General features: G+C 57.7%; 14 protein-coding genes. 5 read left to right on the top strand and 9 right to left on the bottom strand.

Annotation, left to right across the window (positions count from 1 at the left end):
• Window positions 1-13: 13 nt before the first annotated feature.
• Window positions 14-1,051: a rod shape-determining protein gene (locus FVV99_RS13560; protein ID WP_092567629.1), complete on the bottom strand. Its 1,038-nt coding sequence runs from the start codon at window positions 1,049-1,051 to the stop codon at window positions 14-16.
• Window positions 1,052-1,271: 220 nt separating this feature from the next.
• Here FVV99_RS13560 and gatC point away from each other — a divergent pair, with 220 nt between their 5' ends.
• Genes gatC through FVV99_RS13540 form a run of 4 tightly spaced genes read left to right on the top strand, consistent with a single transcriptional unit; the run spans window position 1,272 to window position 5,070 of the window.
• A complete protein-coding gene (gene gatC / locus FVV99_RS13555) occupies window positions 1,272-1,559 on the top strand; it encodes an Asp-tRNA(Asn)/Glu-tRNA(Gln) amidotransferase subunit GatC (protein WP_148254623.1) in 288 nt (95 codons plus the stop codon).
• 24 nt (window positions 1,560-1,583) lie between these two features.
• Complete coding sequence (gatA, locus tag FVV99_RS13550; RefSeq protein WP_148254622.1) at window positions 1,584-3,056, top strand: Asp-tRNA(Asn)/Glu-tRNA(Gln) amidotransferase subunit GatA; 1,473 nt, start codon at window positions 1,584-1,586, stop codon at window positions 3,054-3,056.
• Complete coding sequence (gatB, locus tag FVV99_RS13545; protein ID WP_148254621.1) at window positions 3,056-4,507, top strand: Asp-tRNA(Asn)/Glu-tRNA(Gln) amidotransferase subunit GatB; 1,452 nt, start codon at window positions 3,056-3,058, stop codon at window positions 4,505-4,507. The genes gatA and gatB overlap by 1 nt, the downstream gene beginning before the upstream one ends.
• Before the next feature lie 11 nt (window positions 4,508-4,518).
• The gene (locus FVV99_RS13540) at window positions 4,519-5,070 is read left to right on the top strand and encodes a cupin domain-containing protein (RefSeq protein WP_148254620.1); all 552 of its coding nucleotides are present in this window, start codon (window positions 4,519-4,521) and stop codon (window positions 5,068-5,070) included.
• A gap of 85 nt (window positions 5,071-5,155) precedes the next feature.
• Here FVV99_RS13540 and FVV99_RS13535 read toward each other — a convergent pair whose 3' ends face one another.
• Together FVV99_RS13535 and FVV99_RS13530 are read right to left on the bottom strand one after the other, a co-directional pair.
• Window positions 5,156-6,667, bottom strand: a complete 1,512-nt coding sequence (locus FVV99_RS13535) for an aldehyde dehydrogenase (protein ID WP_148254619.1) — start codon at window positions 6,665-6,667, stop codon at window positions 5,156-5,158.
• Window positions 6,664-8,046, bottom strand: a complete 1,383-nt coding sequence (locus FVV99_RS13530) for an aspartate aminotransferase family protein (RefSeq protein WP_201745104.1) — start codon at window positions 8,044-8,046, stop codon at window positions 6,664-6,666. Before FVV99_RS13530 ends, FVV99_RS13535 begins: the two co-directional genes overlap by 4 nt.
• A 417-nt stretch (window positions 8,047-8,463) precedes the next feature.
• Between FVV99_RS13530 and FVV99_RS13525 the strand changes: the two genes are divergently transcribed.
• A complete protein-coding gene (locus FVV99_RS13525; protein ID WP_148254618.1) occupies window positions 8,464-9,843 on the top strand; it encodes a glutamine synthetase family protein in 1,380 nt (459 codons plus the stop codon).
• A 47-nt stretch (window positions 9,844-9,890) separates the two neighbouring features.
• Here FVV99_RS13525 and FVV99_RS13520 read toward each other — a convergent pair whose 3' ends face one another.
• From FVV99_RS13520 to FVV99_RS13495, 6 genes are all read right to left on the bottom strand, one after another.
• The gene (locus tag FVV99_RS13520) at window positions 9,891-11,183 is read right to left on the bottom strand and encodes an NAD(P)/FAD-dependent oxidoreductase (RefSeq protein WP_148254617.1); all 1,293 of its coding nucleotides are present in this window, start codon (window positions 11,181-11,183) and stop codon (window positions 9,891-9,893) included.
• A 108-nt stretch (window positions 11,184-11,291) separates the two neighbouring features.
• Window positions 11,292-12,659, bottom strand: coding sequence for a glutamine synthetase family protein (locus FVV99_RS13515; protein WP_148254616.1), 1,368 nt, complete (start codon window positions 12,657-12,659; stop codon window positions 11,292-11,294).
• An 81-nt stretch (window positions 12,660-12,740) separates the two neighbouring features.
• Window positions 12,741-13,805, bottom strand: coding sequence for an ABC transporter substrate-binding protein (locus tag FVV99_RS13510; RefSeq protein WP_148254810.1), 1,065 nt, complete (start codon window positions 13,803-13,805; stop codon window positions 12,741-12,743).
• 45 nt (window positions 13,806-13,850) lie between these two features.
• Window positions 13,851-14,648 carry an ABC transporter permease gene (locus tag FVV99_RS13505; protein WP_148254615.1) on the bottom strand — a complete coding sequence of 266 codons (798 nt, stop codon included), beginning with the start codon at window positions 14,646-14,648 and terminating at the stop codon, window positions 13,851-13,853.
• A complete protein-coding gene (locus tag FVV99_RS13500) occupies window positions 14,645-15,568 on the bottom strand; it encodes an ABC transporter permease (protein WP_148254614.1) in 924 nt (307 codons plus the stop codon). The genes FVV99_RS13505 and FVV99_RS13500 overlap by 4 nt, the downstream gene beginning before the upstream one ends.
• Window positions 15,569-15,578: 10 nt before the next feature.
• Window positions 15,579-16,706, bottom strand: coding sequence for an ABC transporter ATP-binding protein (locus FVV99_RS13495; protein ID WP_148254613.1), 1,128 nt, complete (start codon window positions 16,704-16,706; stop codon window positions 15,579-15,581).
• Window positions 16,707-16,741 lie beyond the last annotated feature (35 nt).

The raw sequence follows: 16,741 nt of genomic DNA, 5'->3' as shown, positions 1-16,741 counted from the left end.
TCCTGGCAGGGCGTCAATCGCTCGACAATAGCTCGAAGGTATGCTGGTCGATCATTTCCAGAGCCTTGCCGCCACCACGAGCCACGCAGGTCAGCGGATCCTCGGCGACGATCACCGGCAGTCCGGTTTCCTCGGCAATCAGTTTGTCGAGATCGCGCAGCAAAGCACCACCGCCGGTCAACACCAGGCCCCGCTCGGCGATATCCGATGCCAGCTCGGGGGGCGATTGCTCGAGGGCGCTCTTCACGGCCGTCACGATGGAGGCCAGGGTTTCCTGAAGCGCATCGAGTATCTCGTGCGAATTCAGTGTAAAGCTGCGCGGAATGCCTTCGGCCAGATTACGACCGCGGACATCGATTTCACGCAGCTCTCCCCCGGGATAGGCACACCCGATCTCCTCCTTGATGCGTTCCGCCGTCGCCTCACCGATCAAGCTGCCGTAGTGGCGACGCACATAGGCGGTGATGGCTTCGTCGAAACGATCGCCGCCGACACGGATCGATTCGGAATAGACGATGCCATTGAGAGAAATGATGGCAATCTCGCTGGTTCCCCCACCGATATCGACGATCATGGAACCCTGCGCTTCCTCGACTGGCAAGCCGGCACCGATCGCCGCAGCCATGGGTTCTTCGATCAGGAAGACCTCACGCGCTCCGGCACCTTCAGCGGACTCTTTGATGGCGCGACGCTCAACCTGCGTCGACATGCATGGCACACAAACCAGCACGCGAGGGCTAGGCGTGAGAAACGTACTTTGATGCACCTTGCGGATGAAGTGCTGAAGCATCTGCTCGGTAACAGTGAAGTCGGCAATCACGCCATCCTTCATGGGACGAATGGCAGTAATGTTACCCGGCGTGCGCCCCAGCATACGCTTGGCATCGACGCCCACGGCGGCCACACTACGGAGATTTCCCGACTGACGAATAGCCACGACGGACGGCTCATCGAGCACAATGCCGCGACCACGAACGTAGATCAGCGTATTGGCGGTTCCCAGGTCAATCGATAGATCGCTGGAAAACAGCCCCCTTAAGCGTTTAAACATGAAAGTCTTTCACCTAGTGCAGACCGGAACCCTGTGCGGATGCAAACGGTATCACCACCACTGAAAAGCAGCAAGCAAGAGTGCCTGCCAGATGCATCAGGATATGATATATTTTGCGGTTATTTCCGCGAGGATCAGTCATGGATGGCGGTCGCTGCAACCTTGATGGCAGACCGCATCCGGACTGCTCCAATACAGTCAAGACAAGGATCTTGCCACCATGGCGATTGAACACGAAGATGTTAGTCGCGCGGGACATCTCGCCCGCCTGGAACTGGATGACGCCGACGCCTCCCGCTATGTCGATGACCTGGGTCGCATTCTCGAGATGGTGGACCAGTTACAAGGGGTCGATACCGATCAGGTAGCCCCGTTGGCTCACCCACTGGACGCCACCCAAAGGCTGCGCGCCGATGAAGTGACTGAATTCGATCAGCGCGATCATTTCCAGCGTTGTGCCCCTTTGGTCGAAGAAGGCCTGTACCTCGTTCCCCGTGTCGTCGAATAATCGTCGTTAGGAGCTCATCTCCACATGCATGACAAGACTCTCGTTGAACTGACCGACACACTCCGTACCGGGGACGTATCCAGCCGAGAACTGACCGAAGCCTTCCTTGCTCGTATCGACCGTCTGGATAGTCGTCTCAACAGTTTCATCACCGTCACCGCAGAGCAAGCGCTGGCAGCCGCCGATGCGGTGGATGCCCAGCGCGGTCATGGTGACGCTGGCACGCTTGCGGGGATACCCGTGGCGCTCAAGGACATCATCTGTACCCGGGGGATCAAAACCAGCTGTGGCTCACGCATGCTGGACAACTTCGTGTCCCCGTACGATGCCACCGTGGTCGAAAAGCTAACGGCCGCCGGGGCCATCAATCTCGGCAAGACCAACATGGATGAGTTCGCCATGGGGTCATCCAACGAGACCAGCTATTACGGCCCGGTCAAGAACCCTTGGGACCTCGGCGCAGTCCCCGGTGGCAGTTCGGGGGGGAGCGCCGCCGCCGTGGCAGCCGGACTCGTCCCTGCCGCACTAGGCACGGATACCGGCGGGTCGATCCGGCAACCAGCGGCTTTCTGCGGTATCACCGGTCTAAAGCCAACCTATGGCCGGGTCTCCCGTTACGGCATCATTGCCTACGCGTCCAGTCTCGATCAAGCCGGGCCGATGGCCCGTACTGCCGAAGACTGCGCCCTGTTACTGGACACCATCGCCGGCCATGACCTGCGTGACTCCACCAGTGTGGCCCGTAGCGTGCCCGCTTATCGTGCCGGCCTGGGCGAATCCCTCTCCGGACTGAAGATCGGCCTGCCGCGTGAATACTTCGGCGACGGCCTCGATCCTGCCGTCAATGCCGCCATACAGGAGGCCGTCAAGACATACGAATCGCTGGGTGCAACCGTACGCGACGTCAGTCTGCCGCATACCCACCTCGCCATACCGGCCTACTACGTCATTGCGCCGGCCGAAGCTTCCTCCAATCTATCCCGCTATGACGGCGTCCGCTTTGGTCATCGCTGCGACAATCCCAGGGACTTGATCGATCTGTACAAACGCTCGCGAAGCGAAGGATTCGGAGAAGAAGTCAAGCGCCGAATACTGATCGGCACACACACCCTGTCGGAAGGCTTCTTCGATGCCTACTACAAGCAAGCCCAGAAAGTTCGCCGGCTGATTCGTCAGGATTTCCTCGATGTTTTCGAGGACGTCGACGTGCTCATGGGGCCGGCATCGCCGACGCCCGCATTCGACCTCGGCGCCAAGAAGGATCCGGTATCGATGTACCTGCAGGATATCTATACCATTGCCATCAACCTGGCCGGCATCCCTGGTATCACGGTTCCAGCGGGCTTTACAGCCAGCCGGGGAGGGCAGCGCCCCATCGGATTACAGATCCTGGGCCCCCACTTTGCAGAGTCGCAATTGCTCAATGTCGCCCACCAGTTCCAACAAACCACCGACTGGCATCATCGCCGTCCGGGCATCGCCGAGGAGACCGCCTGATGCAATGGGAAACCGTGATCGGCCTGGAAGTCCACGTCCAGCTCGCGACCCGTTCCAAGATTTTTTCCGGGGCATCTACCGCCTTCGGTGCCGAGCCCAACTCTCAAGCCTGTGCCGTTGACCTAGGTCTACCAGGCGTATTACCGGTACTCAACGAAGCGGCCGTTGCCATGGCCGTGCAATTCGGATTGGCCATTGACGCCGACATTCCAGAAGTCTCGATCTTCGACCGGAAGAACTACTTTTATCCGGACCTGCCAAAGGGTTACCAAACCAGTCAGATGTACTCACCCATCGTTGGGCCGGGTGAGGTCGAGATCGCACTGGACAATGGCGATACCAAGCGCGTACGAGTGCACCATGCCCACCTGGAAGAGGATGCCGGCAAGTCACTGCACGAAGACTTCCACGGCATGACGGGTATCGATCTGAACCGCGCCGGCACTCCGTTGATGGAAATCGTCTCGCAACCCGACATGCGATCGGCCAAGGAAGCCGCAGCCTACCTCAAGGCCATACATGCCATCGTCACCTACCTGGGGATTTCCGATGGCAACATGGCCGAAGGATCGATGCGCTGTGACGTCAACGTGTCGGTACGCCCAAAAGGGCAGGAAAGCTTCGGCACCCGGGCAGAGATCAAGAACGTCAACTCGTTCCGCTTTGTCGAACGGGCCATCGCCTTCGAGGTCGAGCGACAGATCGAATGTCTCGAGGACGGGGGCGAAGTGGAACAGGAAACCCGGCTATTCGATCCCGAGCTCGATGAAACACGCAGCATGCGCACCAAGGAAGAAGCCAATGATTACCGCTACTTCCCATGCCCTGACCTGCTGCCGGTCGTGCTCGACCAGGCATACATCGACCATCAACGCCAATCGCTTCCCGAGTTGCCGGCGGAAAAGCGCGCCCGGTTTCAGAACGAGTTGGGACTGTCCGCCTATGATGCTGGCGTGCTGTCGTCGAGTCGTGCCATGGCGGAATACTTCGAGGCCGTGAAGGACGTCTGTGGAGATGCCAAACAAGCCGCCAATTGGGTCCAGGGAGAACTGTCCGGCCGACTCAACAAGGAAGGCCTGGATATCGCCGACAGTCCTGTCTCGGCAAGGCAGCTGGGTGAGCTGATCACACGCGTCATCGATGACACCATCAATGGCAAGGCAGCCAAAGAAGTCTTCGCCGCCCTGTGGGAAAAGGAAGGCGACAGAGCCGATACCATCATCGACGCGCGTGGACTCAGGCAGGTGACTGACACCAGTGCCATTGAAGACATGATCGACCAGGTCATTGCCGATAACCCGGCCCAGGTCACCCAGTACCAGGAAGCGGACGACGCCAAGCGGGGCAAGATGATCGGTTATTTCGTCGGTCAAGTAATGAAGGCTTCGCGAGGGACGGCGAATCCACAGCAGGTCAATGCGCTGCTGAAAGACAAACTCGACCAGGCCTGAAGGAGTAACGGATGTCCGATGATGTCGGTGGCCGGTTGCGCGCCTTACGCACGATGCGAGGTATCTCTCAGCGCGAGCTCGCCAAGCGTTGTGGCGTGACCCACTCCAGCCTGTCACTGATCGAACAGGGCAAGGTCAGCCCCTCGGTCAGTTCGCTGAAGAAGATTCTCGATGCCATCCCCATCAGTGTCGGCGACTTCTTCACCATGGATATGGAAAGCCGAGACCAGGTCTTCTATGCCGCCGACGAGCTGGCCGATATGGGCAGTGGCGATGTCATTTATAAGCTGGTCGGCGCCAATCGTGACTCACGGGCGCTTTCGTTCATGATCGAAACCTATCCCGCCGGTACCGATACCGGGCGCGAGATGATCGCGCACCAGGGGGAAGAAGCGGGCGTCGTTCTGGAAGGCGAAATCGAAATCACCGTGGGTGCCGATACACGTGTTCTGGGGCCCGGTGAAGCCTACTACTTCGACACCAATGTGCCCCATCGCTTTCGCAATCCCAATCAGACAGCCTGTCGGCTGGTGAGCTGTTGTACACCAGCCAAGACGTTTTAGCCCCCAGACAAGGACATAGCGGTATCAGTAGGGTCCGACGTCTCCCGGTCGGGCCCTACTGGCAGACACCGAGATGCCGTCGTCGTCAGGGTGTCAGTTCCATCCACACGCTCTTGAGTTCGGAATACTCTTCCAGGCTGTGGTGAGACTTGTCACGACCGTTACCGGACTGTTTGACGCCCCCGAAGGGAACGGTCATGTCACCGCCGGCCCAGTTGTTGACATACACCTGACCGGAATGCAGCCGACGCGTCACTCGCATGATGCGATCGATATCCTGGCTCCACAGGCCTGCAGCCAGACCATAGAGGCTATCATTGGCCATGGCGACGGCCTCTTCTTCGCTATCGAAGCCAAATACCGACAATACCGGGCCGAATACCTCATCGCGACCAATGCTCATCTGTGGCGTCACGCCGTCGAATACCGTAGGAGGAATGAACAACCCGCCTCCATCATCGTTGACCGCTTCACCACCAACTCGAAGATGGGCCCCTTCCTCGACGCCCCGCCGGATATAATCGAGGATACTCTGGTATTGCGTACGGTCGACGATCGCCCCCATGAAGCTTTCCGGATCCAGCGGATCCCCCGGCTGCATTGTCTCAGCCGCCGCCAGGACCTTCTCGATGAACTGTTCGCGTATCGAGTTTTCGACCAGCAAGCGTGAACCGGCGATACAGACTTCACCCTGATTGTGGAAGATCGCTGCTGCGGTATTGGTGGCCACAGTATCGAGATTCTTGCAGTCGCCAAATACCAGGTTGGGACTCTTGCCTCCACACTCCAGATACACCCGCTTGAGGTTGGACTGACCGGCAAACTGCATCAACAACTTGCCCACTTGCGTCGAGCCCGTGAAAGACAGGCAATCTACATCCATGGACAGGGCCAATGCCTGGCCGACGGTATGCCCGTAACCGGGTAATACCTGAAACACACCTGTCGGAAGCCCGGCCTCCAGCGCTAGTTGTGCTAGCCGCAACGCCGATAATGGCGATTTTTCCGAAGGCTTGAGGATCACGCTATTGCCTGCAGCCAGGGCAGGGCCGATCTTCCACGCCGTCATCATCATGGGGAAGTTCCACGGCACGATGGATGCCACGACCCCCAGCGGCTCCCGTAATATCATCCCCAGGCTATCTTCACCGGTCGGCGCCACCTCACCGTACAGCTTGTCGATGCTTTCCGCATTATAGCGAATGCAACTGATCGCACCGGCCATATCGCCCAGCGAGCTCGTCACCGGCTTGCCCATATCGAGCGTATCGAGCAGCGCCAGTTCATGCTTGTGCCGTTCGATCAGGTCGCCGAAACGCAGCAGGATACGTTTACGCTCGGACGGCGAGATGCGTGACCATATTCCTTCATTGAATGCGCGACGCGCATGCTGGATTGCCGTTTGTGCATCGGGGGCATCGCAACTGGCCACGTGAGCCAGAACCTCGCCTGTGGCTGGGTTGATCGTCTCGAACGTCTCGCCGCTTGCGGCATCCACGAACGCGTCATTGATAAAGGCGCGCGTCTCGAAACGCAGCGCCGAGGCCATCGCGCGCCAATCCGCGAGTGATGCGGGCACCTTGTCCATTGCACTCATGCCGTATGCTCCTCTTGGAGGGAAAGTCCCAAACGTCTGGCTGTCTCATCGAGGGAACGACGAGCCAGCAGTACTAATTCATCGATCTGGGCACGACTGATGACCAGGGGCGGTGAGATCACCATGCTATCGCCTACCGAGCGCATGACGAGTCCATTGGCAAAACTGATGTCACGACATAGATTGCCGACAGCCAATGACTTGTCAAAGCGCTCGCCACTGGCTTTGTCGGCAACCAGTTCGAGCGCTCCAATCAACCCTAACGACCGCGCTTCGCCAACGAGTGGATGATCGGCAAGTTCTCCCCAGCAGGCTTTCAGGTAGGGCCCCAGATCATCGCGAACCCGCTCGACGACACCTTCGGTCTGCATGATTTCAAGATTCTTGAGTGCCACAGCCGCACAGGCCGGATGCCCCGAGTAGGTAAACCCATGGAAAAACTCTCCGCCCTTATCGATCAGGGTATCGGCGACCCGATTGCCAACCATCACGCCTCCGATTGGCAAATAGCCTGACGACAAGCCTTTGGCAATCGACATCAGGTCAGGCTCGAGATCGTAATATTGACTGCCGAACCACTCCCCCAGGCGCCCGAAACCACAGATCACCTCATCCACCACCAGCAGGATATCGTACTTGGCGAGGACCTTCTTGACCGCTGGCCAATAACTGTCAGGAGGGATGATCGCCCCTCCGGCACCTTGTACCGGCTCCGCAATGAACGCCGCGACGTTCTCCTCACCCAATTCCAAGATCTTCGCTTCAAGCGCCGACGCACACGACAAACCAAACTCGAACGGTGACTGATCACGCCCTTCGCCAAACCAATACGGTTGTGCCACATGCGCTATGCCCGGGACCAACGGTCCACCCTGGCCATGCATCGGCGCCATGCCGCCCAGGCTCACACCGGCCACGGTGGAACCGTGATACGCATTGTCACGGGCAATGACCCACTGTTTTTCAGGCTTGCCTTCAAGCGCCCAATAGCGCCGGACCATGCGCAGCACGGTATCATTGGCTTCGGATCCCGATCCGGTAAAGAACACACGATTGAGCGAAGCGGGTGCAAGACGGCACAGCGTGTCGGCCAAGGTAACCGCCGGTACATGGGTCGTCTTGAAGAAATTATTGTAATACGGCAACTCTTGCATCTGGCGAGTCGCAGCATCGACCAATGCCTGGCGCCCATACCCCAGGTTGACGCACCACAAGCCTGCCATCCCATCCAGAATTCGGTGTCCCTCGCTATCATGAATATACACGCCATCCGCGTGGGTCACGATGCGACTCCCTTCCTCTCCCAACGCTTTGAAATCAGTGAACGGATGAAGATGATGGGCGCGATCGAGCACTTGCATATCAAGGGTCAAGGTCATGGTATCGGGCAACTCCAGGCGATTATAGACGGACCGGGAAGCATTCAGACATTGGCAACGGCTTCCGGCATCGCCGCATGACGCGCTTGCCATCGCTGAGTGCAGGCGTTGGCAAAACTGGTGAATAACGCGTCACCAGTTTCGTATGCATTACAGTATCCTCACGCAACAGACAATGACGCCTAGCGTCGGCTTGCATTGCCAACAAACATAACAGTCGTTGATTTAAGTTTCCAACCGGAAAAGTTAGACTATCGATTAAAATTTAATAACTTATTGATTATAAATGTTATTTATAGAAATAAATGATGGCGACTGCCTCAAAAATCTCGGCATTCCGTAAATTATTTGACAACACGTAATAGGCACGGAAAGATATCAAGCAATGCTAACGATCTCAGGCAACAGGTGACCCTCATGCCAACGACCACATCCATCGACGAGGCCGTGGCGTTTCTCGATCGACACCCGGATATTGACAGCATTGATCTTCTGATCAGCGATTTGAACGGTATCCCCCGAGGCAAGCGCATACCACGCGACAACCTGGCCAAGGCGTTCAGTAACGGCATCAACCTCCCCGCCTCCCTCTTCGCCCTGGATATCAATGGCAACACCATAGAGGAGACCGGTCTGGGCCTGAGCATCGGAGATAGCGATAGAGTCTGCCGCCCGATCAGTGGAACGTTGATGCCGACTCCCTGGCTACGTAAAGGCAGACAGGGACAACTGTTGATGACCATGGAGGAAGCCGATGGCTCGCCTTTCTTTGCCGATCCACGACAGGTGCTCGAGCGCGTACTCAAACGCCTGAGTCATCGCGGACTGACCCCAGTCGTTGCCCTGGAGCTGGAGTTCTATCTCATCGACCGTGAGCGCAATACCCAGGGTCAAGCTCAACCCCCCTGCTCCCCCGCCACTGGCGAACGTGCGTCACAAAGCCAGCTCTATTCCATTGCGGAACTCGACGAATATGGCGATTTCCTTGACGACATCCAGAACGCGGCACGGGTTCAAGACCTGCCGCTTGACACGGCGCTCAAGGAGTGCGCTCCGGGCCAGTTCGAAATCAATCTGATCCACTGCGACGATGCCCTGAGAGCCTGCGATAGCGCTCTACTTCTCAAACGCTTGATCAAGGGAATCGCGGTTCAGCACGGCTTCGAAGCGACGTTCATGGCCAAGCCCTACGGCCAGGAAGCCGGGAACGGCACACATGTGCACATCAGCCTACTGAATGAAGACGGCCAGAACATCTTCGCCGCCCCCGATGATGACCCATACGGCACGCCAGCATTGCGTCAATCGATTGCCGGCTTGCTCGAACAGATGCCGGCCTCGATGGCCATCTTCGCCCCCAACATCAATTCATTTCGCCGTTTTCAGCCGGGACTGTATGTACCCATGGCGCCTACCTGGGGTTATGACAACCGCTCGGTCGCTCTACGCATCCCCTCGGGGGCGAATGTCGCTCGCCGGATCGAACACCGGGTCGCCGGCGCCGATGTGAATCCCTACCTGCTGCTGGCAACGTTATTGGCCTCCATCGAGCATGGAATGCAACAGGCGTTGACACCGTCACCTGCCACCACGGGTAATGCCTACGAGCAGTATGACAGCAGCCTTACCAATAGCTGGCAGCAAGCTCTGGATCTATTGGCAGCCAATGATGTCCTGAACGATGCACTAGGCGAGCAATTCCTGCAGGTCTACATCGCCAACCGCCGGGCCGAGCGCGCTCAGGCAATGCAAGCGGTGAGCCAACTGGAATACGACTGGTATCTTCGCCAGGTCTGACCCTCGCCCCCATGTCTGACGACACGAGGCACGGGTGCCATGGGCAGTCATACGCCCAGCGCATCCCGTGTCCGGTAGAACCAGGCGCCCAACGCTGACAGCGGGACACGCAGCATACGCCCCCCGGGAAACGGCAGGTGCGGCAAGTCGGCAAACGCGTCGAATCGCTCACAACGACCCTCCATCACTTCAGCGATCAAGCGCCCAGCCAGATGCGTACAGGTCACGCCGTGACCGGAATACCCCTGAGCATAGTAGACGTTGTCGTTGATAACACCGAACTGGGGCAAGCGGTTGAGTGTCATCAGAAACGTACCACTCCAGGCATAATCGATTCGCACATCGGAAAGCGCTGGAAAGGTCTTGAGCATTTTCGGACGAATGACGGCTTCTATATCGTCGGGATCCTGGCCACCATAATTGACGCCCCCACCGTAAATCAGACGGTTGTCCGCACTTAGACGATAGTAATCCAGCAGATAGTTACAGTCCTCGACGGCCTTATCCTGAGGCAGCAATTCGCGTGCCCGCGCTTCCCCCAAGGGTTCGGTGGTAATGACCTGTGTACCGCAAGGCATCGACCTACCCTCCAGTTCGGGCAACACCCCGTTAAGATACGCATTGCCAGCCATGACGACACGATCGGCTATCACGCGACCACTGGGGGTGCGAAGCTGCACAGGGTCACCATGAATGACCTCCACGACAGGGCTCTGCTCATGGATTCGACCTCCCAGAGCCTCGCAGGCGGCTGCCTCGCCAAGGACCAGGTTGAGAGGATGCAGATGACCACCGGAATGATCCACCAGACCACCGACATAACGCCCACTGCCGACCTCACGACCCAGCGCTTCCCCTTCCAGCAGCTCGAGTTCATGATTGCCATACCGCTCCCAGAGCTGCTTATGAGCCTTGAGCTCGTTGAGCTGTTTGGCATTGCAGGCCGCGAACAGATTACCGTCCTTGAGGTCGCAGGCAATGTCATAGTGTTCGACCCGTTCGCGAATGATTCGATTGCCTTCGAATGCCATGTCTCCCAATGACCTGGCCGTTTCATGGCCATATTTCGCTTCTATCACGTCCATATCGCGGCTGTAGCTATTGACGATCTGCCCGCCGTTGCGCCCTGAGGCGCCATAACCGACCTTGGCCGACTCGAGGACGACGACCCGGAAACCACGCTCGGCCAGGTGCAGAGCCGACGAAATGCCGGTAAATCCCGCGCCTACGACACAGACATCACAACGCACCTCCTCCGTCAGCATGGGACGCTCCGGTGCCGGATTGGCAGTGGCCGCATAGTAGGATCGCGCATGCTCAGTCGATGACGCAGCAGTCATGGAGACCTCTCGAACGTAAAAAAATGTAGGGATCCGTTGTGACGTAATGCTCCACCGACGCAAGAGCCTCGCCTATCAATAGGCCATTACGCCGGTTGAGAGCTGAAATCACACCCGCAGGAGCAAGTGTTCGCGCTCCCAGGAACTGATGACCTGGAAATAGGCACGGTGCTCGGCGCGCTTGACCGCCAGATAGCTGTTGGCGAAACGTTCTCCCAGCAGATCGCACAGCGGCTTGCAATCATGCAATGCGTCCAGTGCCGGACCGATGTCATCGGGGAGTTTATTCCCCCCAGCCCAGGCCGGCCCCACCATAGGGGGGCGAGCATCGACCTGCCCCAGCATTCCCAGGTAACCGCAGGCCAATGATGCCGCCATCACTAGGTAGGGGTTGGCATCGGCACCGGCCAGCCGGTTTTCCACTCGTGTCGATTCAGGTTCAGATACGGGGACACGCAATCCGACCGTGCGATTGTCCAGCCCCCATTCGACATTCACTGGTGCCGAACCACTGGTTTCACTGCGCATCAAGCGACGGTAGGAGTTGACATTGGGGGCCAACAACGGCATGGCAGCAGGTAGATACTGCTGGAGTCCACCAATGAAATGGTGGAACAGTCGGCTGGGCTGATCATCATCACCCGCAAACAGGTTTCGCCGGGTCTTCGTATCCACCACGCTTTGATGAATATGCATGGAGCTTCCCGGCTCGTTCGCCATGGGCTTGGCCATGAAGGTCGCATACATGCCATGGCGCAAGGCCGTCTCACGCAGCGTACGCTTGAAGATCACCACCTGGTCCGCCAACGTGAGCGGGTCACCGTGCTGAAAATTGACCTCCATCTGCCCCGCCCCTTCCTCATGGATCAGTGTGTCCAGATCCAGATGCATGGCGTCACAGTAGTCGTACATTTCCTCGAACAAGGGGTCGAACTCATTGACGGCATCGATCGAGAACGACTGTCGGCTGCTTTCCTGTCGTCCGGTCCGGCCAATCGGCGGTTCCAGGGGATAATCCGAATCCGTATTGGTCTTGACCAGATAGAATTCGACTTCCGGCGCCACTATCGGGGTCCAGCCACGGTCTTCGTACAGCTGGAGAACCCGCTTGAGCACATGGCGTGGAGACAATTCCACCGGCTCTCCGGTCAGATAGTGGCAATCATGGATGATCTGTGCCGTCGCATCCTCGGCCCATGGCACCAAATAGATGGCATTGGCATCCGGCACCAGTTCCATGTCGCGCTCGGCTGGATTCCAGAAGCGTATGTCTTCATCGTCGGGATAGCCACCCGTGACCGTCTGTATGAATATCGAGTCAGGCAAGCGAGGTCGACCGCCATTGAGATACTTCTTGGCGGGCATGATCTTGCCCTTGAGAATCCCTGTCAGGTCCGAGACCAGACACTCCACTTCCGTGATTCCATGGGCATCGAACCAGTCCCTCAATACCGGTTCATCATGGCTGTTACTCATAAGGATTTCCTTGGTGAAGATACCGGGCCCGGTTGACTCATGATCTGCCGGGCCCTGGCCCCGAATGGGTTGACGGGGGCTTTAACGCGATTTCACTTCCGACCACAACTGCTGGAACGTATCCAGAGCTTCGCCCTCCAGGCTGGGCGTGAAACGCAGGTTGTCCATGTCATCGTCGCTCGGCTGTACCGGCGGCTCGGTCAAGATCTCATCCAAGTGCGGTTTGGCTGCCTCATTGGGACTGGCATAGTAGTTGTAATTGGACAGTTGAGCGCCCACTTCGGCATCTAGGATGAAGTCGATGAACTTGTGCGCCAAATCCGGATTGGGAGCCTCACTCGGGATCATCATGGCATCGACCCACATTTCGGCGCCTTCTTCGGGCAGCATGAAATCGATGGTTTCAAAGGTCTCTGGGTCCTCATCCTTGAAGAACAGATAATCGCCGTTGTAACTCAGCCCAATGTGACTGACGCCACGGGCCAACTCCTGCAGTGCGGGGGTACCGTCGACAAAACCACTGAATGTGTCCCGGTTCTTGGTGTCCAGCAGCAGCTGAGCGGCCTCGCGCCAGGCTTCCATGTCAGTACAGTCATACCCATGGCCGAGATAGGCACATGCTGCCCCCATACTGACCTGGCCATCCCCCATCAAAGCGAAGGGGTGCTCCGGATTGACGGACTCATCGAACAACAGGGACCAGCTCTTGGGTGCCTCGGGGAAGGTTTCCGTATTATAGATGATCCCGGTCGTACCCCATTGATAGGGTGCACTGTACTGATTGCCCGGGTCATAATCCGGATCCTGGAATTCCTCCATCAGGTTATCCATATTCTCCAGCTTGTCATGATCGAGCTCCTGAACCAGGCCGGTTTCGATCAAGCGGGGAATATAGTAGTTCGACGGCACGATCACGTCATATTGCGAGGTACCACCCGCATTGAGTTTGGAGAACATTTCCGGCAGTGAGTTGAAGTAATTCTGGACCACCTCGACATCGTACTTCTCTTCGAAGGCGTCGATGATTGCGGGGTCCATGTACTCGGTCCAGTTGAAGAGATACAACGTATCCTCTTCTGCCTGGGCGGTAGAGGCCAGCAGCATCGCACCCAGGCCCATGACTGCGTTGCGGTTCATTGTTTTCATCATTTTGCTCTCCTTCGGATCCCTGGTTAGGGCAAGAGGCACCGCCTATCGGCGCCCCTGACGATTGAACATCAGGCTCAATACAGCGGCAATCGCGACCGCCCCGATCATCAGGGTGGCGATCGCATTGATTTCGGGAGACACCCCTTTCTTGATGGCACCCCAGATATAAATCGGCAAGGTCGCACTTTCCGGTCCCGCCGTGAAGAAGCTGATCACGAAATCATCGATCGACAGCGTGAACGACAGGAAGAAGGCCGAAATCAACGCTGGCTTGATGGTCGGCAGCATGAAGAAGCGGGCTCGTTGCCAAGGTGTGGCGTAAAGATCCTTGGCCGCTTCGAACAGCGTGGGATCCAGACCGACGAAACGTGAATAGACGATCAAGGCAACGAACGGGATCTGAAACGTCACGTGCGATATGATCATGGTCAGCAATCCCGGACCCAGCACCCCGGTCAACCGATTGATCTGCACGAAAAACGCCATCTCGGAGATACCGAAAACGATATCCGGCAGGACGATCGGCAAGTAGATGAGTGCGATCAACCATCCCAATTTACGGTGGCGATGCCGGTACATTCCATAGCCGATCAGACAACCGATCACAAGCGCCACTATCGATGAGACGATTGCCAGAATCATGCTGTTGGCAAAGGCCGATAATATCTGTTCGTTACCCAATAAACGTCGATACCAGCGCAGTGACACTCCCGTGAAACTCGCTGCACTATTGGCCGCATTGAACGAGAAGACGACCACCACGAGCAACGGTACGTAGAGGAAAAACAGCGTCAGCCACCAGAAGCCGGTGAGTGAGCGTTGCAAGGTCCGCTTTCTCATATCACGACCTCCTCACCGCCACCCAGGCGCTTACCGATGCGACGCATGGCATACAGCCCGACAAACGTCGCGATCAACATCAGAATGGCTCCTGCCGCCCCCAGCGGCCAGTTCGAGCCACCTGAAAACTGATTCGCCACCAGGTTGCCCAGCATCATGCCCTTGCCGCCGCCCAGCAATTCGGGGATCACATACATGCCGAAGGCGGGAATCGCAACCAGCACAGTGCCCGCCAACAACCCCGGTAGCGTCTGGGGAAACACGGCATGCCAGAAGGCACGCACCGGGGAGGCATACAAATCCTGCGCGGCTTGCACCTGAGCATGATCGAGTTTCTCGAAGGCGGCATACAGTGGCAGCACCATGAATGGCAGGAAGTTGTACACCAACCCCAAGGTGACAGCGAAATTCGAGGGATATAGCCCCATATTCTCTGGTACCAAGCCCACCAACTGGCCCAATTCCGCCAGCGGCGTCCCGGGCGCCAGCAGGTTCATCCACCCGAACGTCCGGATCACCTGGTTGGTCCAGGAGGGGACGACCACCAACAACAGCATGATGGGACGCCATTTTTCACGACAGGTCGTGATGTAATAAGCGATGGGATACGCGATAAGCACCACGAGTCCGGTTGAGACCACCGTCTGCCAAAGCGAGCGCAACAGGGTGTACAAGTTACCAGGGCTCCACCCCAGAAAACCGAATCCGGCCAACCGCTTGAAGGATTCGAGACTCAATGGCATTTCAGGCAAACCATAAGTCCCGTTGGTCATGAAGGCGACGCCCATCAGGTAAAAGCTGGGCAGAACCAGGAACACAAATATCCAGATCGCGCCGGGTGCCACTGTCATCAACAGGTGGCGAGCTTCGGCAACCATCGCCTGACTGCGTGCACTAGGCAAGACTCCAGAATAAGCCATATCGCTCACCTCACGCATTCAGGGACACAAGGTCATCGGAGGAAACGATCACCGTGACCCGATCACCGACCGTCGGGAGACTGCCGCCACGATTTCGTACGGTCGCCTGCATCGTGGTCGTCCCCACATCGAGACGGTACTCGGCATGACTCCCGCGATAGAGACATTCATTGACGGTGGCAAACAGCCGGTTGTCGCCGGGCTGCTCACCCGGAATGAGGTCCAGGGTCTCAGGACGAATCAACAACAGGTCGCCCCCGGCTTGCGCGGGGCAAGACAGTGCGCCGAGATCGGTCACCAACCGGTCACCGTTACGCTCCTTGATGGGATAGAGGTTGTCATGTCCCATGAAACGAGCCACGAACGCATTCGCCGGACGTTCGTACACTTCCCGCGGTGGCCCGACCTGCTGAATGATGCCACCATCAAGCACCGCAATACGATCGGACATCACCATGGCTTCCTGCTGATCGTGCGTGACGAAGACGAATGTCATGCCGAGGCGCTGCTGCACTCTCAGCAACTCCACCTGCAACTGACTACGCAGACCGGCATCGAGCGCCGACAACGGCTCATCCAGCAGCAGAACTTCCGGTTCGCACACCAGGGCCCTCGCGAGCGCAATGCGTTGTCGCTGCCCCCCGGACAGTTGGTCGACACGTCGATCAATCAGCGATCCCAGTTGAATGAAGGCGGCGATTTCATCCACCCGACTATCACGCTCAGGTTCGGCCACACCTCGCATACGCAGGCCGAACGCCAGGTTTTCGCGAACCGATAAATGCGGGAACAGGGCGTAGGACTGAAAGACGGTATTGACACTGCGGCGATGCGGCGGGATGTCGGTAATGTCCTTCCCGCCAAGTACCAGGCGACCGTCGTCCGGTGTTTCCAGACCGGCCAGGATGCGCAACAGCGTCGTCTTGCCGCATCCCGAAGGCCCCAGGAGCGTAAAGAATTCACCGGGCTCGATAACCAGGTCGACGCCATCCAGAGCGATGGTATCTGCCCCAAAGTGCTTTTTCAGACCCTTCAACTCGATGGTCGACGCCTTTCGGGAGGCTCGCGCTTCGGAACGGTCGGTATCCACTGTCTCCGACGTTGGGGGGGTGTCAGGGGCCGTCAGGGAAGAAGTCATGATTCCGCTCTCCTGTCATGGGCTCTCGATCCCTA

Source organism: Aidingimonas lacisalsi, from assembly GCF_008079445.1.
In the GTDB taxonomy this organism is placed as follows: domain Bacteria; phylum Pseudomonadota; class Gammaproteobacteria; order Pseudomonadales; family Halomonadaceae; genus Aidingimonas; species Aidingimonas lacisalsi.
Note: the sequence above shows the minus strand (reverse complement) of the source record. Positions and strands in the feature narration are given on the sequence as shown.

Excerpts from the sequence above, each read along its gene's own strand:
- FVV99_RS13560 (WP_092567629.1), bottom strand. The coding sequence starts at position 1,051 with ATGTTTAAACGCTTAAGGGGGCTGTTTTCCAGCGATCTATCGATTGAC.
- gatC (WP_148254623.1), top strand. The coding sequence starts at position 1,272 with ATGGCGATTGAACACGAAGATGTTAGTCGCGCGGGACATCTCGCCCGC.
- gatA (WP_148254622.1), top strand. The coding sequence starts at position 1,584 with ATGCATGACAAGACTCTCGTTGAACTGACCGACACACTCCGTACCGGG.
- gatB (WP_148254621.1), top strand. The coding sequence starts at position 3,056 with ATGCAATGGGAAACCGTGATCGGCCTGGAAGTCCACGTCCAGCTCGCG.
- FVV99_RS13540 (WP_148254620.1), top strand. The coding sequence starts at position 4,519 with ATGTCCGATGATGTCGGTGGCCGGTTGCGCGCCTTACGCACGATGCGA.
- FVV99_RS13535 (WP_148254619.1), bottom strand. The coding sequence starts at position 6,667 with ATGAGTGCAATGGACAAGGTGCCCGCATCACTCGCGGATTGGCGCGCG.
- FVV99_RS13530 (WP_201745104.1), bottom strand. The coding sequence starts at position 8,046 with ATGACCTTGACCCTTGATATGCAAGTGCTCGATCGCGCCCATCATCTT.
- FVV99_RS13525 (WP_148254618.1), top strand. The coding sequence starts at position 8,464 with ATGCCAACGACCACATCCATCGACGAGGCCGTGGCGTTTCTCGATCGA.
- FVV99_RS13520 (WP_148254617.1), bottom strand. The coding sequence starts at position 11,183 with ATGACTGCTGCGTCATCGACTGAGCATGCGCGATCCTACTATGCGGCC.
- FVV99_RS13515 (WP_148254616.1), bottom strand. The coding sequence starts at position 12,659 with ATGAGTAACAGCCATGATGAACCGGTATTGAGGGACTGGTTCGATGCC.
- FVV99_RS13510 (WP_148254810.1), bottom strand. The coding sequence starts at position 13,805 with ATGAAAACAATGAACCGCAACGCAGTCATGGGCCTGGGTGCGATGCTG.
- FVV99_RS13505 (WP_148254615.1), bottom strand. The coding sequence starts at position 14,648 with ATGAGAAAGCGGACCTTGCAACGCTCACTCACCGGCTTCTGGTGGCTG.
- FVV99_RS13500 (WP_148254614.1), bottom strand. The coding sequence starts at position 15,568 with ATGGCTTATTCTGGAGTCTTGCCTAGTGCACGCAGTCAGGCGATGGTT.
- FVV99_RS13495 (WP_148254613.1), bottom strand. The coding sequence starts at position 16,706 with ATGACTTCTTCCCTGACGGCCCCTGACACCCCCCCAACGTCGGAGACA.